The sequence below is a fragment of the Rhizobium sp. AN5 genome (assembly GCF_900215255.1).
In the GTDB taxonomy this organism is placed as follows: domain Bacteria; phylum Pseudomonadota; class Alphaproteobacteria; order Rhizobiales; family Rhizobiaceae; genus Agrobacterium; species Agrobacterium tumefaciens.
The window spans coordinates 261,335-287,689 of the sequence record NZ_OCMJ01000003.1; the positions used below are offsets into that span (position 1 = coordinate 261,335).

The 26,355-nt window shown below is 59.5% G+C and carries 21 protein-coding genes; 7 read left to right on the forward strand and 14 right to left on the reverse strand.

Annotation, left to right across the window (positions count from 1 at the left end; genetic code table 11):
• Positions 1-45 precede the first annotated feature (45 nt).
• The 6 genes from CRP02_RS04690 to odc2 all read right to left on the reverse strand — a co-directional run bounded on the left by CRP02_RS04690 (position 46) and on the right by odc2 (position 5,511).
• Entirely contained in the window at positions 46-489 is a 444-nt protein-coding gene (locus CRP02_RS04690; RefSeq protein ID WP_097170411.1) for a glyoxalase superfamily protein, read from the reverse strand.
• 211 nt (positions 490-700) lie between these two features.
• A complete protein-coding gene (locus CRP02_RS04695; protein WP_003510654.1) occupies positions 701-1,399 on the reverse strand; it encodes an OmpW/AlkL family protein in 699 nt (232 codons plus the stop codon).
• A 282-nt stretch (positions 1,400-1,681) separates the two neighbouring features.
• Entirely contained in the window at positions 1,682-2,977 is a 1,296-nt protein-coding gene (locus tag CRP02_RS04700) for an MFS transporter (RefSeq protein ID WP_013761455.1), read from the reverse strand.
• A gap of 90 nt (positions 2,978-3,067) precedes the next feature.
• A complete protein-coding gene (locus CRP02_RS04705; protein WP_097170412.1) occupies positions 3,068-3,469 on the reverse strand; it encodes a MarR family winged helix-turn-helix transcriptional regulator in 402 nt (133 codons plus the stop codon).
• 144 nt (positions 3,470-3,613) lie between these two features.
• A complete protein-coding gene (locus tag CRP02_RS04710; RefSeq protein WP_013761478.1) occupies positions 3,614-4,183 on the reverse strand; it encodes a GNAT family N-acetyltransferase in 570 nt (189 codons plus the stop codon).
• Positions 4,184-4,377: 194 nt separating this feature from the next.
• The gene (gene odc2, locus CRP02_RS04715; RefSeq protein WP_003510663.1) at positions 4,378-5,511 is read right to left on the reverse strand and encodes an ornithine/lysine decarboxylase; all 1,134 of its coding nucleotides are present in this window, start codon (positions 5,509-5,511) and stop codon (positions 4,378-4,380) included.
• A gap of 537 nt (positions 5,512-6,048) precedes the next feature.
• Here odc2 and CRP02_RS04720 point away from each other — a divergent pair.
• Positions 6,049-6,942 carry a LysR family transcriptional regulator gene (locus CRP02_RS04720; RefSeq protein WP_003510664.1) on the forward strand — a complete coding sequence of 298 codons (894 nt, stop codon included), beginning with the start codon at positions 6,049-6,051 and terminating at the stop codon, positions 6,940-6,942.
• Positions 6,943-7,150: 208 nt separating this feature from the next.
• Here the strand turns inward: CRP02_RS04720 and CRP02_RS04725 are convergent, their stop codons facing one another.
• The 6 genes from CRP02_RS04725 to CRP02_RS04750 all read right to left on the reverse strand — a co-directional run bounded on the left by CRP02_RS04725 (position 7,151) and on the right by CRP02_RS04750 (position 14,728).
• Complete coding sequence (locus tag CRP02_RS04725) at positions 7,151-8,104, reverse strand: substrate-binding domain-containing protein (RefSeq protein WP_097100219.1); 954 nt, start codon at positions 8,102-8,104, stop codon at positions 7,151-7,153.
• 89 nt (positions 8,105-8,193) lie between these two features.
• Positions 8,194-9,195 (reverse strand): ABC transporter permease, encoded by a 1,002-nt coding sequence (locus tag CRP02_RS04730; RefSeq protein ID WP_097170413.1) that lies wholly within the window; start codon positions 9,193-9,195, stop codon positions 8,194-8,196.
• Positions 9,196-9,246: 51 nt separating this feature from the next.
• The gene (locus tag CRP02_RS04735; protein ID WP_003510667.1) at positions 9,247-10,770 is read right to left on the reverse strand and encodes a sugar ABC transporter ATP-binding protein; all 1,524 of its coding nucleotides are present in this window, start codon (positions 10,768-10,770) and stop codon (positions 9,247-9,249) included.
• 263 nt (positions 10,771-11,033) lie between these two features.
• Positions 11,034-12,539, reverse strand: a complete 1,506-nt coding sequence (locus CRP02_RS04740; protein ID WP_097100217.1) for a sensor domain-containing diguanylate cyclase — start codon at positions 12,537-12,539, stop codon at positions 11,034-11,036.
• Positions 12,540-12,713: 174 nt separating this feature from the next.
• Positions 12,714-13,538 (reverse strand): bifunctional allantoicase/(S)-ureidoglycine aminohydrolase, encoded by an 825-nt coding sequence (locus tag CRP02_RS04745; protein ID WP_097170414.1) that lies wholly within the window; start codon positions 13,536-13,538, stop codon positions 12,714-12,716.
• Between the two features lie 143 nt (positions 13,539-13,681).
• Positions 13,682-14,728 carry a class I SAM-dependent methyltransferase gene (locus CRP02_RS04750; protein WP_013761484.1) on the reverse strand — a complete coding sequence of 349 codons (1,047 nt, stop codon included), beginning with the start codon at positions 14,726-14,728 and terminating at the stop codon, positions 13,682-13,684.
• Positions 14,729-15,044: 316 nt separating this feature from the next.
• On the opposite strand from CRP02_RS04750, the gene CRP02_RS04755 reads away from it, so the two are divergent.
• Complete coding sequence (locus CRP02_RS04755) at positions 15,045-17,039, forward strand: putative bifunctional diguanylate cyclase/phosphodiesterase (RefSeq protein ID WP_097100215.1); 1,995 nt, start codon at positions 15,045-15,047, stop codon at positions 17,037-17,039.
• Positions 17,040-17,084: 45 nt separating this feature from the next.
• Here CRP02_RS04755 and CRP02_RS04760 read toward each other — a convergent pair whose 3' ends face one another.
• Together CRP02_RS04760 and CRP02_RS04765 are read right to left on the reverse strand one after the other, a co-directional pair.
• Positions 17,085-18,161 (reverse strand): Ldh family oxidoreductase, encoded by a 1,077-nt coding sequence (locus tag CRP02_RS04760; RefSeq protein WP_038493899.1) that lies wholly within the window; start codon positions 18,159-18,161, stop codon positions 17,085-17,087.
• 91 nt (positions 18,162-18,252) lie between these two features.
• The gene (locus CRP02_RS04765) at positions 18,253-20,961 is read right to left on the reverse strand and encodes a DNA translocase FtsK (RefSeq protein WP_097170415.1); all 2,709 of its coding nucleotides are present in this window, start codon (positions 20,959-20,961) and stop codon (positions 18,253-18,255) included.
• Positions 20,962-21,336: 375 nt separating this feature from the next.
• On the opposite strand from CRP02_RS04765, the gene CRP02_RS04770 reads away from it, so the two are divergent.
• Genes CRP02_RS04770 through CRP02_RS04790 form a run of 5 tightly spaced genes read left to right on the forward strand, consistent with a single transcriptional unit; the run spans position 21,337 to position 26,355 of the window.
• Positions 21,337-22,947 carry an ABC transporter substrate-binding protein gene (locus CRP02_RS04770; RefSeq protein ID WP_097170416.1) on the forward strand — a complete coding sequence of 537 codons (1,611 nt, stop codon included), beginning with the start codon at positions 21,337-21,339 and terminating at the stop codon, positions 22,945-22,947.
• A 9-nt stretch (positions 22,948-22,956) separates the two neighbouring features.
• A complete protein-coding gene (locus CRP02_RS04775; RefSeq protein ID WP_097170417.1) occupies positions 22,957-23,946 on the forward strand; it encodes an ABC transporter permease in 990 nt (329 codons plus the stop codon).
• Entirely contained in the window at positions 23,943-24,773 is an 831-nt protein-coding gene (locus CRP02_RS04780; RefSeq protein WP_097170418.1) for an ABC transporter permease, read from the forward strand. Before CRP02_RS04775 ends, CRP02_RS04780 begins: the two co-directional genes overlap by 4 nt.
• A complete protein-coding gene (locus CRP02_RS04785) occupies positions 24,770-25,573 on the forward strand; it encodes an ABC transporter ATP-binding protein (protein ID WP_097170419.1) in 804 nt (267 codons plus the stop codon). Before CRP02_RS04780 ends, CRP02_RS04785 begins: the two co-directional genes overlap by 4 nt.
• Entirely contained in the window at positions 25,570-26,355 is a 786-nt protein-coding gene (locus tag CRP02_RS04790; protein ID WP_097170420.1) for an ABC transporter ATP-binding protein, read from the forward strand. Before CRP02_RS04785 ends, CRP02_RS04790 begins: the two co-directional genes overlap by 4 nt.

The window sequence follows — 26,355 nt, forward strand, 5'->3', positions numbered from 1 at the left end:
CTTACGACAGACAAGGAGACACCCGCCTCTCGGCGGGTGCTCGGACTACCAGACCAGCTCAACCTGTGGCCTACCGTTGGAGGTTTTCTCCACCGTACGTCCGGACGTATCGATATTGCAGTGGATACGCTGCCTGAAAGCCGAGAAGCTTTCGAAGGTCACCACATCCACGGGATCGTCGAGATGCAAGGTCAGCCGGTAGCGTTCCGGGTCGCCGCCTAGCGTTTGCACGCCCAGAACGGAGGCTACGAAGGGCTGGCCGAGATAGAGGCCTTCCACCCGCGAACCCAGAAGATAAGGATTGAATGCGGGACGGTTTCCCGCCGTGGCATACAGGGTGTTCCAGTCGCGGAAGCCATATTGCGCAGCGATGAGTTCCAGCGCCTTTGAATGGGTGATTGTCTGCCCCTGCCCTTCAAGGGCGGCGCGCAGCCGTTTTGCCTGCTCTTTCAGTCCCTCAAGCGCGGGAAGCGGTTTGGACACGTTCATAACGGTTCTCCAACATGCGCATGCCGTATTTTTCCGAAGGGGTCCGCGTTGCCATCGACGACATGCAAAACATGGGGATGACCGTCATTCCAAAAAGAGCTTCACCAGGGGCGCAAACGCCTGCGGACGGCCGGGGCTCTTCTGCCCGTGGCCGTCCGTATAGCTCAGAAAACGCCGCCCGTCAAAGGCGGCGCCGGAACCTAGGCCAAGGTCAGAAGCGATAGGTGATACCCGCACCGATCAACCAGGGATCGAGTTTCGCTTTGCCGCTGATTGGCGTGCCGCCGAGTTCTGCGGTCCAGTCGGTCTTCAGGAAAATCTTCTTCACGTCGAAGTTCACGCCCCAATGCTCGTCCAGCATATAGTCGAAACCCACCTGCACGGCCGCGCCGAACTTGTTCTTGACATCAAGATTGCTGAAGCCGGGTTTTTCGGACTGGTTGTAGAACATCGAATAGTTCACGCCCGCGCCGATATAGGGCTTGAAGGCGCCGAAATCGGTAAAGTGATATTGCAGGGTCAGCGTCGGCGGCAGCAACCACGTCTTGCCCACCGGCGTACCGGCCAGCACACCCTCGCCGTTGATCTTGGCGTATGTGGTGCCAAGGATGAGTTCGGCAGCGATATTCGGGGTGAAGAAATAGCTGATGTCGAGTTCAGGAATGACCGTATCCGAATAGGAGAGACCCGCACCCGGCACACCGTCAACGCTGCCGCTGTCATGGGTGATGACCCCGAGACCACGCACGCGCAGCATCCATGGGCTCGCCGCCGCAATCGCCTCTTCAGCGGTGGGGGCTGGTGCCGGCGGGGCCAGATCTGCCGCCATCGCGTTGGCCGACATCAGCATCGCCGCGACGCTCACCGTAACACTGGCAAGCAAGGCGGTCTTTTTGTTCCTGTTCGTCATTCCATCTCTCCTATCGCGCGCCGCAGCCGGGCAAGCCCGGGAAACCGGCTGATGGCGGCGGGCCTTCGCGAATCCTCGCTTGCCGCAGCCGCTACGGCCACTATCGCCAAGGGAGAGGTGAACGGATTGAGATGGATCAAACCGAAAGGCGAACGATAAGCCAGGGCAGCTAGCCGCCGCATGCTGTGATAATTACGCAACAGATAGCCATGACAACGGTCAAAATAGCGGGCTCGGCAGTCGGAAGTCGGCCTGCTTTCACAAGCCTTCTCCTTTGCAATCTCAGGCGGCCTGCGGTGCCAAAGTCGCGGAACCCGGCTTTTTGAGAAGCAGCACCGAGACAGCAGCGATCATGCACATCACACCGGCAATCTGCAGCGCGGGCATGTAAGTGTCGAAGTCGCTCTTGAAGAAACCTGCGCCAAAGGCAGCGGTGGCGGCCCCCAACTGATGCCCGGCAAACACCCAGCCGAAAACCAGGCCCGCCTTTTCGCGGCCGAAACTCTCAGCGGCAAGCTTCACCGTTGGCGGCACGGTTGCCACCCAGTCCAGCCCGTAAAATACGGCGAAGACCGAAAGCTCCACGAAGCTGAAGCCCGAGAAGGAGAGATAGATCAGGGACAGCCCGCGCAGACCGTAAAACCAGAAGAGCAGGAAGCGGTTGTCGAAACGGTCGGAAAGCCAGCCGGCGAAGATGGTGCCGAAGAAATCGAAAATGCCGATCACCGCCAGTGTGCCGGCCGCCGTGACCGCCGCCATGCCGAAATCACCGCAGATGGAAATCCAGTGTGTCTGGATAAGGCCGTTGGTGGAAAGTCCACAGACGAAGAACGTGCCGAAAAGCACCCAGAAAACCGGGTTTCCGGACACGCTCTTCAACGTCAGTATAGGGGATGCCAGTGTTGCAAGAAACTTGTGGTCCTGCTTCGGCGGTTTTACCACCACCGTCTCGCCATAGGCTGGCAGGCCGACATCGGCGGGATGGTCACGCATCAAGAGCAGCACGAGAATCATGGCGATCGCAATCACCGCAACGGATAGCGTCAGCGCGGTGCGCCAGCCATAGGCCTCCGTCAGTGCCGCGAGCAAAGGCAGAAAAACCAGCTGGCCGGTGGCGTTACTGGCCGTCATCAGGCCGATCACCAGTCCCCGACGCTTCGAAAACCAGCGCGACGCCACGGTCGCGCCCAGCACCAGTGCCGTCATGCCGGTGCCAACACCGATCACCACGCCCCATAGCAGCAACAGCTGCCACACCTCAGTCATGAAGAACGAAGCGACGATGCCGCCCATGATCAGCGCAAGGGCCGTCGACACGACCTGCCGAATACCGAAATGGTTCATGAAGGCAGCGGCAAAAGGCCCGAGCAGGCCGAAGAGCACCAGCCTGACCGCCATGGCAGATGAAATATCGGCAATATCCCAGCCGAACTCCTGATGAAGCGGCTGGATCATCACCCCGGCCGATCCCATCGCGCCGGCGGTTGCCAGCATCGTCAAAAAGGTGGTTGCAGCAACAAGCCAGCCATAATGTATATTTCTGTCGGCCATCCAGCTGGCAAGGCGTGTGGAGAGCATGTTCAAAATTCCTTTCCAGCGGCCAGCGGCCGAAATTTTACGGGTATATACCCTATATTGCGGGCAGATACCCGTTTTATCATCAAAAAATTACAGGGCTGCGAGTAGTTCCTGCAATTGAACGGTCTTTTCAGGGCCAAGCCGGGCCTCGATTTCGTCCTGTACTCCGTCCCAGAGGGGCGCGCCTGTTTTCAGGATCTCCTGCCCCTGCTCCGTCACGGTCAGCATCGCTTCGCGCTGATCCTCGCCATGGCCGATGGCCACCAGCCCAATGCGGGCCAGCACCTTGGTATTGCGACCAACTGTCGAGCGGTCCAGTTCCACCCGCGCGGCGAGATCGGTAAGCGACACCGGCGCCATGCGGTTGATGTTCCGCAACAGGCTGAACTGGCCGATATTGACGCCAAGCGGTGCCAGCGCCTCGTCGTAATAGGACGAGACCTTACGGGATGCTTTACGCAGCAGGATGCAGTGACAACTATCGTTTGGCATTTGTCTCGGGTATATACCCGCAAACTCTCCTGCGCAAGAGATGTTCGAAAATTATCGGCAATCAAAGGCCGTCCGCAAGGCCACAGGGTAGAAAGAAAAACCCCGGCAATCAGCCGGGGTTTCATATCAGTGACAGGGCTCGTCTCAGGCAGAGAGCCTGCGGCCGCTTGCGACCAGCATGCCAGCCGCACCTTCCAGCCAGCCGGCTTTGAGTTCAAGCGCCAGAAAACGGCTACGCTCGAACGGGCCGGGCATGATCAGGTGCTGGGCCTTATCGGCAAAAAAGCCGAAACGCTCATAATAGGCGGCGTCGCCGACCAGAAGAATGCCGCCATGGCCACGTTTGGTTGCCTCGGAGATTGCTGCACGCATCAGCGCCGAACCGATGCCCTTGCCCTCATGGGCAGCATCAACCGCAAGCGGGCCAAGCAGCAGCGCTTCGACAGCGCGGCCTTCGCGCGAAATGCCGGCCTCGACATTCCACAGGCGCACCGTGCCGATGACATGGCCGTCCTCGTCACGGGCGACGAGCGCCAGACCTTCCGCTGGCACGCGGCCGGCGCGCAGCTTTTCGGAAGACTTGCGGCGGCGGCCAGCGCCCATGGCGCGGTCAAGCAGGTTTTCACGGGCAACGACATCGCCCGGATTTTCCTGATCGACATGAAATGTCTGCGGGGTGAAAAATGCACGTACCGAATTCAGAAGAGCGGCCATCTCTCGGCCCTCCATCACACAACCGCCCACACGCGGCCCTTGATCAAAAATTGGTGGAGCCGTTCCGGCCCGCCGACACGCTTTCCTCGGCTGGAAGAGGAGCAGCAAGCAGGGATTTGCGCAACAGCACAATCGGCAAAGCCGGAACGGAAGCTTGTTCGAGACGCCGCCTTACTCAGCGGGCGGCGTTCGGATCAGATGACGTAGGCTTTCAGCGGCTCGAAACCGTTGAAGGCAACCGCCGAATAGGTCGTCGTATAGGCACCTGCGCCCTCGATCAGAACCTCGTCACCGATGGTCAGAGAGACCGGCAACGGGTACATGTTCTTTTCGTACAGCACGTCGGCGCTGTCGCAGGTCGGACCGGCCAGAACGCAAGGCTCCATCTCGTCCTGATCGCGCTCGGTGCGGATCGGGTAGCGGATAGCCTCATCCATCGTCTCGGCGAGACCGCCGAACTTGCCGATATCGAGGAACACCCAGCGATGGTTGTCGTTGTCGGACTTGCGCGACACGAGAACAACTTCCGCCTTGATGACGCCAGCGTTACCCACCATTCCACGGCCCGGCTCGATGATCGTCTTCGGGATCTGGTTGCCGAAGTGCTTGCGCAGCGCCGTGTCGATAGCCTGGCCGTATTCTTCGGCAGCAGGAACGTCGCGCAGGTACTTGGTCGGGAAACCACCGCCCATATTGACCATCTGCAGGTGAATGCCCTGCTTGGACAGCGAAGCGAAAACGCGCTTGGCATCGCCCAGCGCTGCATCCCATGCGTCGAGATTCATCATCTGCGAACCGACATGGAAGGAAACGCCGTAGGACTCGAGGCCCAGCTGATGTGCGTAGACCAGAACATCAACAGCCATCTGCGGTACGCAGCCGAACTTGCGCGACAGCGGCCATTCGGCACCTTCACCGTCCGTCAGCACGCGGCAGAAGACGCGCGCGCCAGGAGCGGCACGGGCAACCTTCTCGACTTCCTCATGGCTGTCGACGGCGAAGAGATCGATGCCGAGCGCGTAAGCGCGGGCGACATCGCGTTCCTTCTTGATGGTGTTGCCGAACGAGATCCGGTCGGACGTTGCACCTGCATCAAGCGCCATCTGGATTTCAGCCACGGAGGCGCAATCGAAGTTGGAGCCGAGTGAAGCAAGCAGCTTCAGGATTTCGGGAGCCGGGTTTGCCTTGACCGCATAATAGATCGCGCTGTTCGGCAGCGAATGCCGGAACGCGTTGAAATTGTCGCGCACGACGTCGAGGTCGACCACGAGGCAAGGGCCTTCGGGACGTCGGGTCTTGATGAAATCGAGAATGCGTGCAGTCGTCATCGATATATTCCCTATAAAACCGGCTCCGGAAAATCCGGAGGACAAAGGACGCTCGAGATATGCATACGAATCAGCCGGTGGAGGCGCAGAATCGATAGCATACGCTCAAGGCGCAAATATGAATGACGCCCTGCCAGAGCATCATTCGGCTTTGTCTGCCATCGATTGGAGGGAATGACCCGACCGCACTTCAGGCAATGATGGTGTGCCTCTTCAGTACCCCGGCTGATGGAAAGCCGGCAGAGAACCAGAAAGGCCCGCACCGTCGTTGCTTCATATGTCCTCGCATTTCCCGGTTGGCCGGAATAGCGACTGGAGGGGTTAGTTCCAGGTACCTTACCGAACTCCTCACCACATCGAGGACTCGGCGGACACACATGGGCACGTGCGACTTTGGGCAGCACGGGAGATAAGAATATTCGCCGTCATAATCAAGAGGATTTTTTCACCATATAGCGGATTTTTTCGGCAACCATTTTACGGGTTGAACAGTCACGCCTCAGCGTTCAATTATATGGAACGAACCGGAGGATTTTCATGGACACGCTCACCCGCATCCGCGCCTTTATCGACGTTGTCGAAGCGGAGGGTTTTTCCGCCGCTGCCCGCAAGACCGGGCGTTCCAAGGCGCTTTTGTCCAAATATGTCCGGGAACTGGAAGATGATCTCGGTGCACTGCTTCTCAACCGCACCACCCGGCAATTCTCGCTGACGGAGGCCGGCCATACCTATTACCGCACCGCCTCCGACATTTTGAAGGAGATCGACAACCTCGCCGATCTGGTGCGCGAGAAGAATGCCGATCTGAAGGGCAAGCTCAGAATATCCGTTCCGCGCACCTTCATCGACGCCGATGTTGGCCAGAGCCTCATCGATTTCGCCAAGGAAAATCCGGAACTGTCGCTGGAAATCGTCGCTGATGACCGATTCGTCGATCTGATCGAGGAAGGATTCGACCTTGCGATTCGCATTACGCGGCTGGAAGATTCAGGCCTCATCGCCCGCAAGATCTCCGATTTCCGGGTCTATGCAGTGGCGACGGCGGATTTTGTCGCCAGACACGGCCCGCTCAATGGTCCTCAGGACTTTTCCCGCGTGCCCTTCATCATCGACACCAACACCCGCTTCCACAACACCGTGCGTTATCTTGAAGCGGATGGCGGCTCGAACTCCGTTACCATCAGTGGACCGATCGAGGTGAACAGCCCGCAAGCGACACTCCGCGCCGCCCGCGCAGGGCTTGGCATCGCCATGGTGCCGGACTTTATTGCAAGACCCTTCATCCAGTCCGGCGAGCTTGTGACCCTGTTCGACGACTATATTTCCAAAGACCGCGGCATATATGCCGTCTACCCCCACCGCCGTTACCTTCCCGCCAAAGTGCGCAGCTTCGTGGATTATCTCTCGGCGTGGTTCAGGAAAAATGGATGAAGAGCGGGGGGAGCGGTATAGTTTCCGCCGACCTTCCTCTCGTCATGCCGTATTTAATCCGGCATCGAGCCGCGGCGCGCCAGCGCCATGAAAGACTCTATCGCGATCAACGACTTGATCGCGCTGCACCCCGGATCTGGTCCGGAGTGAAGGAGTGCGGATGCAACGCCTGCCTTCCCGCGGGCGTTGCATAGCTGGAAACCGCTTATCAGAACGGCGAATCCGGGAAGTGGAACTGCTTGGCATTTTCCTTGGTGATCAGCGTCGCGTCGAGAATATACTCGCCGGCAACCGGCACCTGATCGTAAAAATGACCAGCCGTCAGCTGCATGGCGGTCGCCACCATCGCTGGCGGATAGAGCACGTCGACCGGAACCAGCTTGTCGCCGTCCATCACGCGCTTGATCATGTCCTTGGAGCCGGCGCCAGCAACAATATACTTGATATCGGTGCGTTTCGCCTGCTGGATTGCCTCCAGCACGCCAACCGCCATGTCGTCGTCCTGACACCAGACCACGTCGATCTTCTTGTATTTGGTCAGGTAGTCCTGCATCACGCGGAAGGCGTCGTCGCGGTTCCAGTTGCCGTACTGGCGGTCGAGAACCTTGACGCTGGAGCCGGCAATACCCTTGTCGAAACCATCCTGGCGCTGCTGGTCGATCGGGATCGGCAGACCGCGAATGACCACCACTTCCGCATCAGGCGTGGTTTTCTTGATGTATTCGCCTGCCACCTGTCCCAGTGCCGGATTGTTACCCGCAACGTATAGATCGCGGATCGAATTGTCGTTGACGCTCGGCGCGCGGTCGACGAGCGCGACAAAGGTGCCCTTGTCCTTGATCTCCTTGATGGCGTTGACGAGCGGATCGGGATCAGACGGCAGCACGACCAGTGCGTCCAGCCCCTGCACGGCGAGATCCTGAAGCGCGTTTGCCTGATTGGCGGCATCCGGCGAGGTCTTGACGATGACGTTCAGACCCGGATGCTCCTTCATCAGAAGCTTTGCCACCCGTTCGGCATGGTAAACGACGCCCGCCGTCCAGCCGTGGTCGGCCGCCGGAATGGATACGCCGATCGTTACCTTCTTCTCCTGCGCATGGGCAGAACCCGCAAGAACGGCAGCCAGCGCGACAAATGCCACGCCGATGAATTTTCTACGCATAGTCTCTTTCCTCCCAAGACCGGGGCGTTCCTCCTGTTGTAACCGCGCATGCCCCAGATTGCGCGGCCAGATGTCTCATCGATGTCCGGCTATCTGCGGCTGAGCGAACGCTGCACCAGCATGGCGATGATGATGATCGCGCCCTGAATGGCACCGATCAGATATTCGCTGACGAAGTTCGACAGGATCATGATGTTGCCAACGATTTCCAGAATGAAGGCGCCGCAAATCGTGCCCCAGATGCGCCCCACCCCGCCCCGTAGCGCGGTGCCACCGACGACGACGGCGGTGATGGCCTGCAACTCCCACAACATGCCTGTAGTGGCCGAAGTGGAGGCAAGACGCGGCACGTAAAGCAGGACGGCAACGGCGACGCAAAGACCCTGAACCACATAGGCAATCGTGCGGACGCGAATGACCGAAATACCGGAGTAACGCGCCACATCCTCGCTGGAACCTACCGCCGTCAGATGCCTGCCGTAACGGGTACGGTAAAGCACGAAAGCGGCGATGGCGGCAGTGACGAAGATGACGATGACCGGCACCGGCACACCGATAACATTGCCGAAATAGACCGGGCGATAAAGCGTCTGGATTTCCGGGTTGCGCAGTGTGATCGCGCCCCCTTGCGACAGCCAGGTGGTGAGACCGCGATAAATGCCCATGGTGCCAAGCGTGGCGATGAAGGGCTCGATGCGGCCGATGGTGGTGATGAGGCCGTTTGCAAGCCCACAAGCGGCGCCGATGGCGATAGCCAGCGCCATGGCGGCCAGCAGCATCACCAGCGGATTGGCAATAACGCCGCTGTTCATGAACAGGATCATCAGGCTGGCAACGAAAGCCACCATCGCGCCGACGGAGAGATCAAGTCCGCCGGATGTGATGACATAGGTGGCGCCGAGCGCAATGATGGCGATGAAGGCGCTGCGGGTAACCACGTTCAGCAGATTGTCGATGCCGATGAAATTCGGATTGGCGACGGCGCCGAGAACCAGCAGCAAAGCCAGCGCCACAAAGGGCGCAACGGCGCGCAGGTCCCAGTCTTTCGAGGTCTTCGGCGTTTTGCCGTTATCAAGTGCGGCCTCAGTCATATTTCCCCTCAATTGTCTTTTCTTCAGGCCAATCTGCCGGGACATTAGCCCTCAGGCGAATTCCTGCGTGTGCACGCCAGTCGCAAGCGCCACGATATCGTTTTCGGTCATGCGTTCCCCCGTCACCTCGCCGACGATCCTGCCGGAGCGCATTACAAGGACGCGGTCGCAGATGCCGATCAGTTCCGGCATCTCCGAGGAGACGACGATGATCGACCTGCCCTCGTCTGCAAGCTTTGCTATGAAACGGTAGATCTGTTCCTTGGTGCCGATATCGATGCCGCGTGTTGGCTCGTCGATGATGACGATCGATGGATCGAGCAGCATCATCTTGGCGAGCAGCAGCTTTTGCTGGTTACCGCCGGACAGCTGGCCCGCGAGCAAGTCCTTACTTCCCGTGCGAATATCGAAATCACGCACCGCATCATCGAGCGCTGCCTTCTCTCGACGGATATCGATCTGGAACAGGCGGCTGAATTTCCTCAGCGAGGCGAGTGTGAGATTGACCCGCAAGTCCTTCGTCAGCAGCAATCCCTTGCCCTTCCGATCCTCGCTCAGATAAACGATACCGGCCTTCAGACTGTCTTCCGCCTTTGCAAAATGCACAGGCTTTCCGAGATGGCGGATCGTCCCCCGCCCTGGACGCAGGCCAAGCACGCCCTCCATAAGCTCCGTTCTGCCCGCGCCGACGAGACCCGCAAAACCGAGGATTTCGCCCTTTCGCAGGCTGAAACCGGCATCCTGCGCATAACCGGGAACGGTGAAATGCTCCACCTGCAAGACAGGCTCGTGCTCGCCGCCGGCGTTCCTGTCCGGATAGAGCTTGGCGACATCGCGTCCCACCATCAACCGCGCCATATCGGCGGGCTCAAGCGCCGATATTGGGTGGGAGCCGACCAACCTGCCATCGCGCAGAACGGTCACACGGTCGGCAATCTCCTTCACCTCCGGCAGGCGGTGCGAAATATAGAGCACGGCCACGCCCTTTGCCCTTATGTCCCTGATAACGTTCAGCAGCGCATCGGTTTCAATGGGCGTGAGGCTTGCGGTCGGCTCGTCGAAAATGACGACGCGATGCGGCACGAGCAGAACGCGGGCTATCTGCACCAGCTGGCGCTGGGCAATCGACAAGCTGCCGACGACGGCATCGGGATCGATCGTACCGCCGAGATCGGCGATAGCCCTCAGGGCGCCGGCACGCATGGCGCGGTCGTCCATCATCGGGCCTTTGCACAATTCGCGGCCCAGATAGATGTTCTGAGCCACCGTCAGATCCGGGGCCAGCAATATTTCCTGATGCACGAGAACGATGCCGCGATGTTCAGCGTCGACAGGTCCGCTCAGCGTAACTGCCTCGCCATCGATCCTGATTTCCCCACTCGAAGGCTTCTCATTGCCCGCAAGCAGTTTCATCAACGTCGATTTGCCAGCGCCGTTCTCGCCAATGATGGCGTGAACTTCGCCGGCGCGCACGGCAATCTCTATATCCTTCAGAACCTGGACGGGACCGAAAGATTTGGACAACCCGACAGTCCGTATAAGGACCTGATCTGGAGATTCCTCAGCAAAAGCCATGTGTCGTCACCGGTACCCGGTGCGAATGAACGGAGCTTGCCCCTCGATTTTACTTGAAATCATCATGCACGAACTCCTCCCAAAGCTCTTGGGAAGAAGCTAACGTTCGTTTTGAGGTACGTAAAGCAAATTTCGCTGGTCTTTTAGAATACACTCAAATTTGACCAGGACGATGGCGCCTAACGGCCCAAAAATTGGCGGCCATGGTCCCGCAGAGCATTGGAAATCCTCAGTGAGGCAATGCACCCACGAGATGCCTGTGGTTAGAGAAGGCGCTTCAGGGAGCTGGCTTCGGGTTGCGGGGAGGCCTTCGTTGTATCGCTGTTGTCGGCAGACCTGTTGCGCATTGCGGCGTAATAGGCGTTTTTTTGCTCGTACATATGCATGTCGGCACGGCGCACCAGCGATTCCATTGTCTCGCCGGCCTCGCTGGTTGCCACGCCCAGCGAAAGACTAAGCGGCGCATTGGAGTAGAACTGGTTGTTGATCTTCAGCAGTTCGTAAATGGTATCCACCATCGCCGCGGCGATCTGCTTGTCTGCGCCGGGCAAAAGGATGGCGAATTCATCACCGCCAATGCGCGCAGCATGGTTCGGCGCAGTAACGACACCGTTCAGGACTTCGCCAAGGCGCCGCAACAGCGCGTCGCCTGCGTCGTGCCCGAGCTTGTCATTGGCGTCCTTGAGGCCATTGAGATCGATGACGATGGCCGAAACGGGCCGGATCGTGCTGCGTTCCAGCCTGTTCATTTCGTCCGAATAGAACGCGCGATTGTGCAGCTTGGTTAGCACATCATGCTTGCCGAGATATTCGAGATAGGCCTCCGCCTTTTTCCGCGCCGTAATATCAGTCAGCGCCACCTGCACCAGCGACCAGTCGCGTTCGTGGCCGGGGAAAACGGAGAAATGCAGCAGCACATGCCGCTCTGAACCATCCAGCGCGTAGTTCACCACTTCGCGATGGTGGTTGAGATTGCCGTTCCACAGCTCCATCAGCTGTTCGCGGAAGGGCTTTTCCATTTCACCACGGAAAATATCGCCAAGCCGCTGCAAGAGAACCTGACGGTCCGGTGCACAAAACAGGTCCAGTGTTGCCCGGTTGACGTCGATCACGCGGATTTCGCTCATGCATTGGCGCACGAATTCGGGATGCACATCCATGAACACCCGGAAGTCGACGATGCCGCGTTCCCTGACCTCCTCGATCAGACGCCGAACCCGGCTGAAATCCTCCACCCACAGGGAAACGGGCGAATGTTGGAACATGCCTTCAGCATAACGGCGGTTGAAAAGCTCCTTGCGGCGAGCCTCCTCACGTTCCGTCACATCCTCTGTGGTCAGCAGCAACCGCCCGAGCGTCTGTTCGTAGCCGGGTATGACCGCACCGCGCAGCTGGATATCCAGCCGCTTTCCGCCAATCGAGTAATTGACGGCGTTGCTGATGAATTCGGTTTTTCCAGCCCAAAGCTCGGAAAGCTCGTTCACATGGCTTTCAAGCATGTCATCGCGGAAAATCCGGTGCAGATTATCGATCAGATGCGCCTTGTCCCGCGCTTCGAACAGTTCCAGCGTCTTGGCATTAACCTGAACTACGCGGATTTTCTGCGAGCACGCCGCCACCCGCGACAGATCTTCCAGCAAAAACGCCCGGATATCCTCGACGCCCTGCGCCCGCCAGATATCGAACTGGCTTTTCACCTCGCTGAAATCCTCGATCCACATCGCCACAGGGGCAAGATTGAAGATATTGGTATCGATCGTTTCAATCATACGGGCAGTCTTCTTCAGGATAATAAGGGCGGATGCCGAATGCCGAAATCGTGCGAGACAGCGATGACTGACCGCATATCTGGATTTATTAGGGATATTCGATCCAACGCAAGCCTTTATCGCGCAAGCCACCGGATTGCGCGATAAATCTCGGTTTCGCCAAGATTCCGCCCGTTACCAGAGCTTCACGTGGCGGTTCACATCCTTGTAGAGCAGGTAGCGGAAACGGCCCGGCCCGCCTGCATAGCAAGCCTGCGGGCAAAAAGCGCGCAGCCACATGAAATCACCCGCCTGCACTTCCACCCAATCCTCGTTCAGCCGGTAAACCGCCTTGCCTTCCAGCACGTAAAGACCGTGCTCCATGACATGGGTTTCCATGAAAGGAATGGTAGCGCCCGGCTCCAGGCTGACGATGTTGAGGTGCATGTCGTAACGCACGTCGTCGGGATCGATAAACCGGGTGGTCGCCCATTTGCCGTCCGTATCCGGCATCGCCGACAGAGCGTGCTCATCTTCATGCGTGAAGATCGCCGGCGGCGGCTCAAGGCCGTCCACCGCCTGAAACGCCTTGCGGACCCAGTGGAACTTGACTGGTGCCGTGCCGGAATTGCGCAGCTGCCAGCGCGAGCCGGCGGGCAGGAAGGCGAAGGAACCGGTCCGCAATGCATGCTGCACGCCCTCGAACTCCACGGTCATTTCACCATCAACGACAAAGATCGCCGCTTGCGCCCTTGCGTCTGGCTCCGGCCGCTCGCTGCCGCCGCCGGGCTGCACTTCAACGATATATTGCGCAAAAGTCTCAGAAAAACCGGTCATCGGCCGGGCGATGATCCAGGCCCGTGTCCCGGTCCAGTGCGGGAGCACGCTCGTCACGATATCGGACATGACGGTTTTGGGGATGACCGCATAGGCAGCCTTGAAAACAGCCTTGCTCGACAGCAGTTCCGTCTGACCCGGCAGACCGCCCATATCCGAATAATATTTCTTCATTTCAGCCATTCCATTCTGCAACGCATTTCGCGCGAATTCTTAGGCCTGTAGCGACGTTTAATCAAATAATTATTGGCGTGCACAGGGCTTGCCGCCCGCATGGTAAAATGCGGGCGGCCTATTTCGCGCGGACATGCGAAACGAAGTTCGGCTCAGGCCTTTTTGCGCATCGTGGCATAGACGATGTTGTGGTTTTCGCCGAAAAATACCTCCGCCTCGATACTTGCGGGATCGGCGCTGGCGTTGACGATCCGCCACATATCCGCCTTCGAGCGCAACAGCAGCGCCCAGTTCATGAAGGTCTCCATGTAGCCGTCGACCACGATGTCTTCGGAGAAGTTGGCGAAGAGGAACATTCCGCCGGGCTTCAGCATCTCCATGCAGCGCCGCGTAAGCTTGATCGCCACCTTGTCGTTCAGGTAATCGTAAAGACCGGCGGCATATACCAGATCGAATTTGCCGAGCTCGTGCGAACGCAGGACGATGTCACGCACCGAACCGTCAATCGCCTCGATGCAGCTGCCGTTGAAATCGCGGGCAACGGAACCGACACTCAGGGGATCTTGGTCAAGCGCCACCCAGCGCCGGATCTTGCCCTCTTTCAAGGCCACGGATGCATCCGCCTCGCGCAGATGTCCGGATGCAATGGTGAGGATTTCCGTTTCGCTTCCATGCCGGGCCGCGGCCTCGTCAACAAACCGGGTCAGCAAATCCCGCCGCTCGCGGACAGCGACCGAGGAACTGGCGTCCTTCGTATAATCGTAGAGAGCCGCGCCAAGCGGCGTTGCGTTCTTCACCTTATCGGCAACGCTGTCGTGACCGTAGATGAAGTCGAGAAGCTGCGCATCGCCCGAATAACCCCGCGGCTTTTCGAACGACCAGCGCGTGAACGGATCTTCCAGAAAATAGTCCGACACGGAGTGATTCTGCACCAGAGGAATCAGTTCAGCCCACACGCTTGAGTGGAGCTTTTCGCGCAGGCCATGCAGTGCGCCTGCCGTTCGATGTATTATCTCATGTGCTGAAACACCATTTTCGAACTGCTGTTGTGCCAATTCGAGAATGATCGCGATCTCTGCTTTCGCAACTGCGAAATGCTCATCGAACGCTTCCGTTTTCCGTGCAAAAATCTCTTTTGCGACAGTATCAGGAGTGATCAGACTTGCCCCGTCCAGATTTCTTTTCTTTACCTGCCTCACTTCAGCCTCCAGTATTAACACATTGTTAACTATACGTTTCTGGGAGACGGAAGGCCACTCGCTTTCGATTTTTGAGCAGTGTAGGGATACATTAGTTTATTAGCGTATTTTTTTGGTCACACTCGTGGACCGGAGGAGAAAGCGGATACGCGATTTAGTGAAACTTAATGTTGCGAGCGTATGATGCGCTCTTGCTTTTCATGTTTCCGCCCGCATGGAGAGAAATCGGCAGGAAATCGCGCTTAGCGTGAAAGTACACGCAAAGGTCGAATAAGCAGTTACTTGATAAAGTATACGCAACACTATGGGAAAGTGCATGAAGCACACGTTAGGCGAGGTGAGTGGACAGCAAGAATATCGGCGGCCGGACGCCCGGTTTTCTGATGAACTTCTTGCCCTTTACCAGCAGGAAGGTGAGCGTAGCCGCCGGGGTTCGATCAGGCGGGGCCTGTGGACGGCTGTTTTCATCTATCTGCTATTTGCCATTACGGACATCATTCTGGTGCCCGACGTCGCCTTTTACACCATCATCGCGCGACTTATCGTCGTCCTGACGTCCCTGCTGACGCTCGAAATTCAATTGCGCATGGGCGCGAGCACCGCCGCACTTGACCTCACCTGCGCCACTGCGCTGGTCATGGGCTATATTGGCTGGCTCGTGCCCTCGCTCTTGACCGACAATCTCGAAAACATGTCCTATTACATGGTTTTCGGGGCGATCTTCATGATGGGCGCCAATCTGTTTTTCACCTTCCGCTTCCATCTTTCGCTCGTGTCATCGGGCATCATTCTCGTCACCTATTTTCTGGCGGCGACGCAGTTTCCCGAAGATGCGTTCTACAAGCTCGCTTTCGGCACCTTCTATATATCCTGCTTCGTCTTCACCTCTTACGTGAACTGGAACCTGAACCGGGAACGCTACCACGTCTTTCTCAACGCACTGGAGGCCAAGGCCCAGCAGAAAGCGGCGGATGAGCGCGGGCAGGCGCTGTTGCGGCTTTCAAATACCGATTCCCTGACAGGCCTGCAGAACCGCCGCGCCATCGACCAGCATCTGCGCCTGTTGTGGGACAATTGGAGCAAGAAGGGGGAAGGTTTCGCCGTCTTTCTGATCGACGTGGATTTCTTCAAGAAATACAACGATCGCTACGGCCACCAGGAAGGCGACAAGTGTCTCGTTACGGTGGGCAACGCCCTGCAGGACGCGATCATCGACCATGGCGCCTCCATCGGCCGTTATGGCGGTGAGGAGTTCATCGTACTCGCTCCGTTCAAGTCCAGACAGCAGGTTGGTGAGCTTGCCGAAACCATCCGCCACACCGTCGAAGACCTGTCGCTTTCGCACGATCAGCGCCGGGACGGCACCTTCATCGTCACCGTCAGTATCGGCGCGTCTTTCACCCGCCCCAATCCGGACGGCAAGCTCGAAAAGATCATCAACGAGGCGGACCGGGCGCTTTACATCGCCAAGGCCAATGGCCGCAATTGCATGAAGCTGTTCGATCCGGACGATCCGCAGACCAGCGACGAAACCGAAAATATCGCCGCACTTCTGAAAATCGCTGTCGCGGAAAACCTCGTTTCTCTCGTCTATCAGCCGATCCTCAACATATCGACCAACGAGACGGCGGGAGCCGAAGCGTTGATGCGGCTTCGCCTGCTCGACGGTGGCTCCGTTTCGCCCGGCATCTTCATCCCGATTGCCGAACGCACCGGCACGATCATGGAGCTCGGTCTCTGGACCATAAAGACCGCCTGCCGGCAGATACTGGCCGATGACAAGGTATCGGTGGTCAGTGTCAACGTATCGCCGATGCAGCTGAAGAACCCCGGTTTTGCTACCTCGGTCGCAGCGATCCTCGTTGAGGCGGGGATTGCCGGCGGCAGGCTGGCCTTCGAGATCACCGAGGGCCTGGATATGGAGATGCATTCGGATGTATTGCGCTGCCTGAACGATCTGAAGACGCTCGGCATCAATATATGGCTGGATGATTTCGGAACTGGATTTGCGGGCCTTTCCTGGCTGCGGATGACGGATTTCGATACCGTCAAGATTGACCGCTCCTTCCTGCATGACAGCAAGACACCCCGCGGCCGGGCGATGTTGCAGGACATGATCCGTCTCATCCGCAATCGCGGCCACAAGATCCTGATCGAAGGCGTGGAGACGGAAGAGCAGCTGAGGCTCGTGCGCCAGCTCGAGATCGATTATGCGCAGGGTTATTATATCGGACGCCCGGTCGTCGCCGAAAGGCTGAACGTGGCGACTACCCCCTACCCGCAGCCCAAAATGCTACAGCGCCCCGCCTGACGATGCGATGGCGGCGAAAAGCCGCCGTCACCGACAGGCCCCGTCTTAGTGATATGCGGGCGGAATGATCGAGAATTTTGCCGCAAGTTCCGAAAACGCAGCCCGCGTGACGGGATCGACAGGTGCGCCTTCCCTCTCCCGCTTTGCCGCTACCGCCCATTCCCGATCGCCCGGCGCCATGACCTTGCAGTCCTCACGCGCTGGCGATCCCCGCAGTACCTCAAGATAGCGTTTCATGCCCTCGTCGAACACTTCGCGCTCAAGGAAGGCTTCCGGCTTCAACGCAAGGACGAAGGCCCCAAGCCCGCGCGGCTTGGAAAAATCAGGCCCCGACATTGGGGCGATATCGAAACTGAGCTTCATGCCGCTGAGAACGGCGCTGAAGATTTCTACCATTCCCGCAAGCGCCGCTCCCTTGAAACCGAAGGCACCGCCCAGCGGAGCCAGCATTTCAACGGCATTGGGGTTCTGCGTGTCGATACCGTCGCCATCAGACGCAACTCCTTCCGGCAATTGCTGTTCCAGGCTGCGGTAAAGCAAAACCCGGTTATAGGGCACGGCGCTGGTGGCCATGTCCAAAAGCCAGGGCATGTCATCGGCTGCCGGCACACCGACTGCAATGGGGTTGGTGCCGTGGAAACGCATCGCGCCGTCATGCAGGCGCACGAAACTGTCGGAGTTGCAAAAGGCGATGCCGATATACCCCTGCCGCGCCGCCTCCAGCACGTAAGCGCCGGCCGGGCCGAAATGCGAGGAATTCCTGATCGCAACGGCACCGATGCCGAATTTGCCCGCAAGCGCCATAGCGCTGTCCATGGCCGCATAGGTAGCGCGGGCGCCATGGGCATGGTCGGCGTCAATCGTCTCCACCGCGCCGAAACCGGAGACGCGGCTGATCTGCGGCCGGGGATTGAGTCGCCCGCCTTCAAGTCCTGCGACGTAGTGAGCAAGAAGCCGAACGCCGTGGCTGTCTACGCCCAGCCGTGTGCCATGCATCATGGCGCGGGTCGCCGCATCGGCCGTTTCATCATCGGTGCCGACAGCCAGGAAAACGGAACGGCAAAACCGCTCCAGTTCATCCAGCCTTGCGAGGACGGTGACATTTTCATTGCTGTGCGACATCAGGGGAACCTCCCGATTCCAGAATCCATGCCGCACAAGCTAGTCACGGGGCGCGTTTTTGCAATCGAATATCGCGCCCCGAATGGATCAATCAGTCGTCGCCGCCAATCGCCTCGTAAGTGTCGCGTTCACCGGCGATGATGGCGCGCTTGCCGACATGGTTGGCGGGACCGACAATGCCTTCCTGCTCCATGCGCTCGACCAGGGAGGCGGCACGATTGTATCCGACCGACAGGCGGCGCTGGATATAGGAGGTGGAGCATTTCTTGTCGCGCATCACGACCTTGACGGCCTTTTCATAGAGATCGTCGCTATCGTCGTCGCCCATCGATGTCTTGTCGAAGACCGCCGTTTCCTCTTCCGCCTCGTCGTCAGCCTCGTCGGCGTCTTCCGTAACGGTGCCGAGATATTCAGGCCGACCTTGGGTCTTCAGATGCGCCACGACCTTTTCTACTTCCTCGTCCGACACGAACGGACCGTGGACACGGGAGATACGGCCGCCACCCATCATGTGCAGCATGTCGCCCTGGCCGAGCAGATGTTCGGCACCCTGTTCGCCAAGGATGGTCCGGCTGTCGATCTTCGAGGTCACCTGGAAAGAAATGCGGGTCGGGAAGTTGGCCTTGATCGTGCCGGTGATGACATCGACCGAGGGGCGCTGGGTGGCCATGATGAGATGGATACCGGCAGCGCGCGCCATCTGCGCGAGACGCTGGATCGCGCCTTCGATCTCCTTGCCCGCGACCATCATCAGGTCGGCCATCTCGTCGACGATGACGACGATATAGGGCATGGCGGTGAGGTCCATTTCCTCCTGCTCGTAGACAGCTTCGCCGGTTGCGCGGTCGAAGCCGGTCTGCACGTTGCAGAACACCGTCTCCCCTTTGGCGCGGGCGGCAGCGGCCCTTGCGTTGTAACCGTCGATATTGCGCACACCGAGACGCGACATCTTGCGATAGCGGTCTTCCATTTCGCGCACGGCCCATTTCAGTGCCATGACCGCCTTCTTCGGATCGGTGACGACAGGGGTCAGAAGATGCGGAATGCCGTCATAGACCGAAAGCTCAAGCATCTTGGGATCGACCATGATCAGGCGGCATTCCTCCGGCTTCAACCGGTAGAGCAGAGACAGGATCATGGTGTTGATGGCGACCGACTTGCCCGAGCCGGTGGTACCGGCAACGAGCAGATGCGGCATCTTCGCCAGTTCGGCGATGACAGGTTCGCCGCCAATGGTCTTGCCAAGGCAAAGGGCTAGCTTCTGGCGGGTCTCGCTGTAATCGGTCGCTTCGATAAGCTCGCGCAGATAGACCGTCTCGCGCACCGGATTGGGAAGCTCGATACCGATGACATTGCGGCCGGGCACAACGGCGACACGCGCCGAGAGCGCCGACATCGAGCGGGCGATATCGTCCGACAGGCCGATAACGCGCGAGGACTTCACGCCGGGGGCGGGCTCGAATTCGTAAAGCGTCACAACCGGGCCGGGGCGCACATCGATGATCTCGCCCTTGATGCCGAAATCCTCCAGCACGCTTTCCAGCAAGCCAGCGCTTTGCTCAAGCGCCTCTGGCGTCATGGTCGTGGTCTGCTGGACGCGTGCCTGCTGCAGAAGATCGATGGAGGGGTATTCATATTCGCCGTCTGCAAAGACCGGCGCTTCCCGGAACATCGGCTGCGAGGCCTGGATGGGCGCGCGGGGCGTGAAACGCGGCTCGGCAACGATTCTTTCTGTCGGCTGAACCTGCTCAACAGGCCTCTGCGGCTCAGCAACCACGACCGTCTCCACGACCGGCTGCGGAGCGATCTCTGGTTCAACGACCTGAGTTGGGGCTGGAATTGCAGGATGATGCACGCCGATTTCGCGGTAAAGCCTGATCGCTGAACCACCTGGAATCCTGACGACGGGCGGTACGGCCGAAAGCCGGATTGCCGGAGCGGCAGGAGATGCGGATGCCAGCGTCGGGGCAATCGCAGGTGCTGTCAGCAACGGGTTTGCGAGAATTGTGCGCGCAGATGCGGGAAGGCCTTCTCCGGCGTCAACAGGCAGATCGAGCGTCATCACTTCCCAGAAAAGCTCATCCGGCAGATGGGCGGCAAAGGCGGGAATGGATGCCTGGTGCGTTGCGACCTGTTCGAAAGATGCAACCGACGCGGCGGGCAGCGGCTGAACGGGTGAATCAGTTCCCGGCACCGGCGCTTCGAAGACCGTGGGTGTGTCAACCGGCTGAGGCGGCATCAGGGCCGCTGCAGCGGCTTCTTCCGCTTGTTTGCGCGCAAGCTCCAGTCGCAATTTGTAGGTCAGCGCCCTTGCGCCCCGCGCGTCCGGCGGCTGCGGCAGAAACGGCATGCGTGGCGGTTGAATGCGCGGCTCCGGCGACTTTACGACCGTTGGAAGTGCAGGCTCCTGCACAGTAATCTCCGGCTGCACGACCATCTCAGGCTCGGCAGCTTCGGAAGGGATGTCGGCGGGAGCTTCCTCTTCCACAAGATGCGGCGTCTCGACCGGCATGCGTCGGCTAAAGGCGCTTTCCGGCGTGCGGGTGAAACGCACATTCGGGCCAAGCACGAAAGCATTCTGCCAGCCCGGCATTTCGGCGCGACCCTCGATGGCGTCGGCAGCGCTGACATCGGCATTCGGCCGGGGCGCAACACCCGCCTTCATTGCCGCGGCCTGCTCCTGACCGGCAACGGCCTTGCCGCCGGCATGACGAGCCTTATCGCTCCCCTCCCCTACGCTATTGGACGAATTCTGGAATCTGGATCGGGAGAAGCTCATGGCAGCGTGCACACTCATCATAAACGTACATATTTCGGTCTCCCTGAAATAGAAAATAAAGGTTAATTACCCCTTTCCAAACCGGGTCACGCAGACAGAATTTCGCTTTTGCCACAGGCGGGACGTGACATACGCCAGCAAGGTATCGGCACTCCAAGCCTCTATATTTATTGCGTTAAATCAGTTTTTCATCGCCGCTTTACGGCAACCGGCGCGGCTTAAGAAAAGGGGAGTGGCGCCTTGAAGCATATTGTTTCCGCAAGCGGTCGCGCAACGTAAAATCATTGCTGTAAAGCCCGTGAATTAACGTGGACACTGCTGCGGTTGCAGTCTTAAGATCGGGCAGGCCGCGGCCCAGCGGAAAGGCCCGCCCGCCCTCATTCCGGAGTGAACCTCATGTCGCCTGTCCACCTGTCCCGCCGCTCGCTTGTCAAGACCTCGCTCCTTCTTGCCGCAACCACCGGACTTGCGGGCATTGCCGCCGCGCAGCAGTCAAAGCCCGGTGGGCGGTTGATCGTTGCGGCCGATTCGGAGCCGAAGAACCTCAACCCGGCCATCGTTGCCTCCAACGGCGTGTTCTATATCGCGAGCAAGATCGTTGAGCCGCTGGCCGAGACCTCCTTCAATGGCAGGGACGGGCTGGAACCAAGGCTTGCGACGGAATGGCATGGATCGGATGACGGTTTGAGCGCCACGTTCAAGCTACGCGAAGGCGTGACCTGGCATGACGGCAAACCCTTCACCTCCGCGGATGTGGCTTTTTCCGCACTTTCGGTGTGGAAGCCGCTGCAAAACCTTGGGCGGCTGGTCTTTGCCAATCTTGAAAAAGTGGATACGCCAGATGACCACACGGCCATCTTCCACTTCTCCAAGCCGACACCCTTCCAGCTCATCCGCAACGCTTTGCCGGTTGTCACCAGCGTCGTGCCGAAACATCTTTATGAAGGCAGCGATATCGCCACCAATCCGGCCAATACGAAACCGGTCGGCACCGGACCTTTCGTTTTTGCGGAATATAAGCCCGGCGAATATTACCGCCTGACCCGCAATCCCAATTACTGGGGCAAGAACCAGCCGCAGCTCGATGAGATCATCTATCGCGTTCTGCCCGACCGGGCGGGCGCCGCCTCCGCGCTTGAAGCCGAAGAAATCCACCTTGCGGCCTTTTCCGCCGTGCCGCTTGCCGATCTTGCCCGCATCGCGAAGGAGCCGGGCATCAAGGTGATCCCGGAAGGTTACGAAGCCCTCACCTATCAGCTCGTCGTGGAAATCAACCACCGCCGCAAGGAGCTGGCCGACCTCAAGGTCAGGAAGGCGATCGCCCACGCCATCGACAAGAAATTCGTTATCGACAAGGTCTTCCTCGGTTACGCCACGGCATCGACCGGCCCCGTACCGAAAAATGCACCTCAGTTTTATACGAGAGACGTCGAGACATACGATTTCGACGTTGCCAAGGCGAACGCCCTGCTGGACGAGGCGGGTTATGCACGCGGAGCGAACGGAACGCGGTTTTCACTGAAGCTTCTGCCAGCGCCTTACTTCAATGAAACCAAGCAATTCGGTTCCTATCTTCGCCAGGCGCTACAGGAAATCGGCATCGATGCCGAACTGGTCAACAACGATGCCGCCGCGCACCAGAAGGCCGTCTATACCGACCATGCCTTCGATCTCGCCATCGCGCCGCCGGTCTTCCGTGGCGATCCGGCGATCTCCACCACCATTCTCGTGCGCTCCGGCATTCCAGCCGGCGTCGGCTTCTCCAATCAGGGAGGCTATGAGAACAAGGCGCTCGATGCACTGATCGACAAGGCGGCGGAAACCGTGGATACGGCAGCCCGCACGGTGCTCTACAAGGATTTCCAGAAGCAGATCGCCGCCGATCTGCCGCTGATCAATGTCGCCGAATGGGGTTTCATCACGGTTGCGCGCGATACGGTCAAACACGTCGCCAGCAATCCACGCTGGGCCGTTTCCAACTGGGCGGATACGGTGGTCGGCACCTGAGGAAGCGCCGTGAGGCGCGCGGCGACATTGCTACGGCGAAGGGTGATCAGCGCCATTCCAGTGCTGCTGATCGTTCTTGTCTTTACCTTCGTGCTGCTTGAAAACGCATCCGGTGACGCGGTTGACGCTTATCTCGTCTCCATCGGCGGCGGCGACGCCGGACTGCGGGATGCCCTGCGCGAGCAATATGGTCTGAACGGTTCGGTGTTGGCCCGCTTCTGGCTTTACGCCAGCTCGGTGCTGCGACTTGATTTCGGCTGGTCGCTTGCGTTTGACCGACCGGTGCTGGGGCTGATCCTCGAACGGCTGCCGAACACGCTGCTCCTGATGGGCAGTGCCACCGCGCTTGCTTTCATCACCGGCACCGCGCTCGGCATCCTGGCGGGCGCCCGTCCCGGCGGGTTGACCGACCGGGTACTCTCGGCCCTGTCGCTGGCGCTTTACGCCACGCCGGGCTTCTGGCTCGGCCTTGTGCTCGCCATCGTCTTTGCCGTGCAACTGAGGTGGCTGCCAACATCCGGCATCGAAACCATCGCATCCGGAAAACAGGGATTTGCAAGGGCGCTCGATATTGCCCGCCATCTTGTCCTGCCGGTCGCCAGTCTCGGGCTGATCTATCTGGCGCTTTTCCTGCGCGTCATGCGTACTGCCATGGCGGCGGTCTGGCCGCTGGATTTCGTGCTGTTCGCCAAGGCCAAGGGGCTTTCGAGACGGCGGATCGTGCTGCGCCATGTCGCACGCAACGCCGCCCTGCCCCTCGTCACCGTGCTTGGCCTGCAAGCGGCAACCATGCTCGGCGGCAGCGTGGTGATCGAGAGCGTTTTTGCCATTCCCGGTTTTGGCCGGCTTGCGCAGGAAGCCGTCAGCGGTCGCGACACACCGCTCTTGATGGGCATTATTCTGACAAGCGCCGTTTTCGTTGTCCTGATCAATCTCGTCGTTGATATTCTCTATGCCGTGTTCGATCCGCGCATCGGCAGCGGGGAGCAACAGACATGAGTTTCACTCTCCGGCTCCTGCGCAGTTTCGAAGGTGCGGCAGGTGCCATCATTCTAATGCTGCTTGCAGTAACGGCGCTCGCCGCTCCCCTCCTGTTTCCAGGTGACCCGCTGTCGATCGTAGGTGAGCCGCTCATCGCGCCCTTCTCCGACGCCGCCTCCCCCCTCGGCACCGACCGGTTGGGCCGCGATGTACTGGCGGGACTTGCCCACGGTGCGCAGGCATCCCTGCTCGTCGGCATCGGCGCTGCCGCTGCCGCCCTCATGATCGGCACCGTCGTCGGCACCATTGCCGGATTTGCCGGTGGCCTCGTGGATGAGGCGCTGATGCGTGTTACCGACGCCTTCCAGATCGTGCCGAATTTCCTTCTGGCGCTCGCCTTCGTCAGCACCATCGGTCCATCCATGCCCATCGTCATCCTTGCGATTGCGCTTGGCGCCTGGGCGGATCCAGCGCGGTTGATGCGGGCGCAGGTGTTGAGTATCCGCGAGCGGGATTACGTGCAGTCCGCCCGCGCCATCGGGATGCATCCGCTGGAGATCGCGTTTCGGCAAATACTTCCCAACGCCCTGCCGCCGGTTCTGGCGCTCGCCGCCATCATCGTCGCCGCCGCTATCCTCACCGAGGCGGCATTGTCCTTCCTCGGCCTTGGCGATCCGAATATCGTTACCTGGGGTTCGATGATCGCGGAAGGACGCAACGTGCTGCGCTCGGCGGCGTTTCTCTCAGTCATCCCCGGCATCGGTCTTCTGGTCACGGTTCTCGGCGTCTATCTTCTCGCGGAGGGGATCAACAAAGCGATGGCGACAGGGAAAGAAACGCCATGAGCGGCAATGCACTCTGCAGGATCGACGATCTCAGCGTCCGCTATGCGGCCGGCGACGGACCGGCGCTGCAGGATATTTCGCTGACGATCCGGCAGGGACAAAGGCTGGCGATCATCGGCGAAAGCGGTTCTGGCAAATCGACGCTCGCCAAGGCAATTGTCGGGCTTCTGCCTGTGAGCGCACGGGTTTCCGGCGATATTTCCTGGAGCCGCGACAGCGGTCTTTTCACGGACAGGCCGCAGCCGGGCCGCGATATCGGCTATATTTTTCAGGATACCGGTGCGACGCTGAACCCGGTTCTCACCATCGGTGAACAGGTGGCAGAAGGCGCTGTTCGGCATCTGGGCCTTTCATGGAAGCAGGCACGAGATCTTGCCCGCGATCTTCTGGAACGGGTGCGGTTGCCGCATCCCACGCATCTCCTCGGCGCCTATCCGCACCAGCTTTCCGGCGGGCAAAGACAGCGTGTGGCGATTGCTGCCGCCATTGCCGCGCACCCCGCAATCCTGATCGCCGACGAGGCGACGAGCGCGCTCGACACGGTGAGCCAGGCCGCCATTGCCGCGCTGCTGGATGGGCTGGTGCGTGAAGAAGAAAGAACGCTGGTCTTCATCACCCATGATATTGGTCTTGCTTCCGGCCTTGCCGACGAGATCGCCGTTCTGCATGCCGGACGGCTGGTGGAGCACGGCACCACCCGGCGGGTGTTATCCGCGCCTGCGCACGACTATACGCGCGCACTGCTCTCCGACTATCTCGACCTTTCGACACCGCCTCTGATCAATGAGGCCGCGTCATGAACGAAGCCCTTCTGAGCGTAGAGAACCTCTCGAAAACCTACCGGACCGGCGCACGCACGGTGGAAGCACTGTCCGATATATCCTTTTCGCTTCAGCCCGGCGAGACGCTTGGGCTTGCCGGCCCCTCCGGCTGCGGAAAATCGACACTGGCACGCATCCTGATGCGTCTGATCCCGGTCGACGAAGGCACGGTCCGTTTTGAAAATCGCGACTGGCTGGCGCATGATGGCGGCGAACTACGCGCGGCGCGGCGGCATATGCAGATGGTGTTTCAGGATACGCATGGCGCGTTCAACCCGCGCGCCAGCGTCGAGGATGCTATAGGCGAACCGCTGCGTATCCATCGCATCGTCGAACGACGCGAACGCCCTGCGGAAATCCGCCGCCTTCTCGAGCGTGTCGGGCTGCCCGCCCGCTATGCCGGCCGCTCGGTGTTCGAGCTTTCCGGCGGCCAGCGGCAGCGCGTGGCAATTGCCAGAGCCATCGCACTCAGACCATCCCTTCTCATTCTGGACGAGGCCGTTTCAGCGCTCGATGTCTCCGTACGCAGGCAAATTCTCGAACTGCTGGTCGAAATACAGCGAGAGACGGCCGTCGCCTGTATTTTCGTTTCCCACGACCTCGCGGTCATCCGCGCCGTCTGCCACCGCGTCGCCATCATGGAGGCGGGTCGGATCGTCGAGATCGGCAGGACAGCAAACATCGTTTCCACGCCGCAATCCTCGACCGCCAGAACCCTGATCGACGCTGCGCCGCGCCTGACCATCACCACGCAAGGATAA

Coding starts and splice junctions, on each gene's coding strand:
- CRP02_RS04725 (WP_097100219.1), bottom strand. CDS start 8,104: ATGCGTAGAAAATTCATCGGCGTGGCATTTGTCGCGCTGGCTGCCGTT.
- CRP02_RS04760 (WP_038493899.1), bottom strand. CDS start 18,161: ATGTCGCACAGCAATGAAAATGTCACCGTCCTCGCAAGGCTGGATGAA.
- odc2 (WP_003510663.1), bottom strand. CDS start 5,511: ATGACGACTGCACGCATTCTCGATTTCATCAAGACCCGACGTCCCGAA.
- CRP02_RS04730 (WP_097170413.1), bottom strand. CDS start 9,195: ATGACTGAGGCCGCACTTGATAACGGCAAAACGCCGAAGACCTCGAAA.
- CRP02_RS04780 (WP_097170418.1), top strand. CDS start 23,943: ATGAGTTTCACTCTCCGGCTCCTGCGCAGTTTCGAAGGTGCGGCAGGT.
- CRP02_RS04705 (WP_097170412.1), bottom strand. CDS start 3,469: ATGCCAAACGATAGTTGTCACTGCATCCTGCTGCGTAAAGCATCCCGT.
- CRP02_RS04755 (WP_097100215.1), top strand. CDS start 15,045: ATGAAGCACACGTTAGGCGAGGTGAGTGGACAGCAAGAATATCGGCGG.
- CRP02_RS04720 (WP_003510664.1), top strand. CDS start 6,049: ATGGACACGCTCACCCGCATCCGCGCCTTTATCGACGTTGTCGAAGCG.
- CRP02_RS04710 (WP_013761478.1), bottom strand. CDS start 4,183: ATGGCCGCTCTTCTGAATTCGGTACGTGCATTTTTCACCCCGCAGACA.
- CRP02_RS04695 (WP_003510654.1), bottom strand. CDS start 1,399: ATGACGAACAGGAACAAAAAGACCGCCTTGCTTGCCAGTGTTACGGTG.
- CRP02_RS04790 (WP_097170420.1), top strand. CDS start 25,570: ATGAACGAAGCCCTTCTGAGCGTAGAGAACCTCTCGAAAACCTACCGG.
- CRP02_RS04690 (WP_097170411.1), bottom strand. CDS start 489: ATGAACGTGTCCAAACCGCTTCCCGCGCTTGAGGGACTGAAAGAGCAG.
- CRP02_RS04770 (WP_097170416.1), top strand. CDS start 21,337: ATGTCGCCTGTCCACCTGTCCCGCCGCTCGCTTGTCAAGACCTCGCTC.
- CRP02_RS04735 (WP_003510667.1), bottom strand. CDS start 10,770: ATGGCTTTTGCTGAGGAATCTCCAGATCAGGTCCTTATACGGACTGTC.
- CRP02_RS04700 (WP_013761455.1), bottom strand. CDS start 2,977: ATGCTCTCCACACGCCTTGCCAGCTGGATGGCCGACAGAAATATACAT.
- CRP02_RS04740 (WP_097100217.1), bottom strand. CDS start 12,539: ATGATTGAAACGATCGATACCAATATCTTCAATCTTGCCCCTGTGGCG.
- CRP02_RS04765 (WP_097170415.1), bottom strand. CDS start 20,961: ATGATGAGTGTGCACGCTGCCATGAGCTTCTCCCGATCCAGATTCCAG.
- CRP02_RS04745 (WP_097170414.1), bottom strand. CDS start 13,538: ATGGCTGAAATGAAGAAATATTATTCGGATATGGGCGGTCTGCCGGGT.
- CRP02_RS04785 (WP_097170419.1), top strand. CDS start 24,770: ATGAGCGGCAATGCACTCTGCAGGATCGACGATCTCAGCGTCCGCTAT.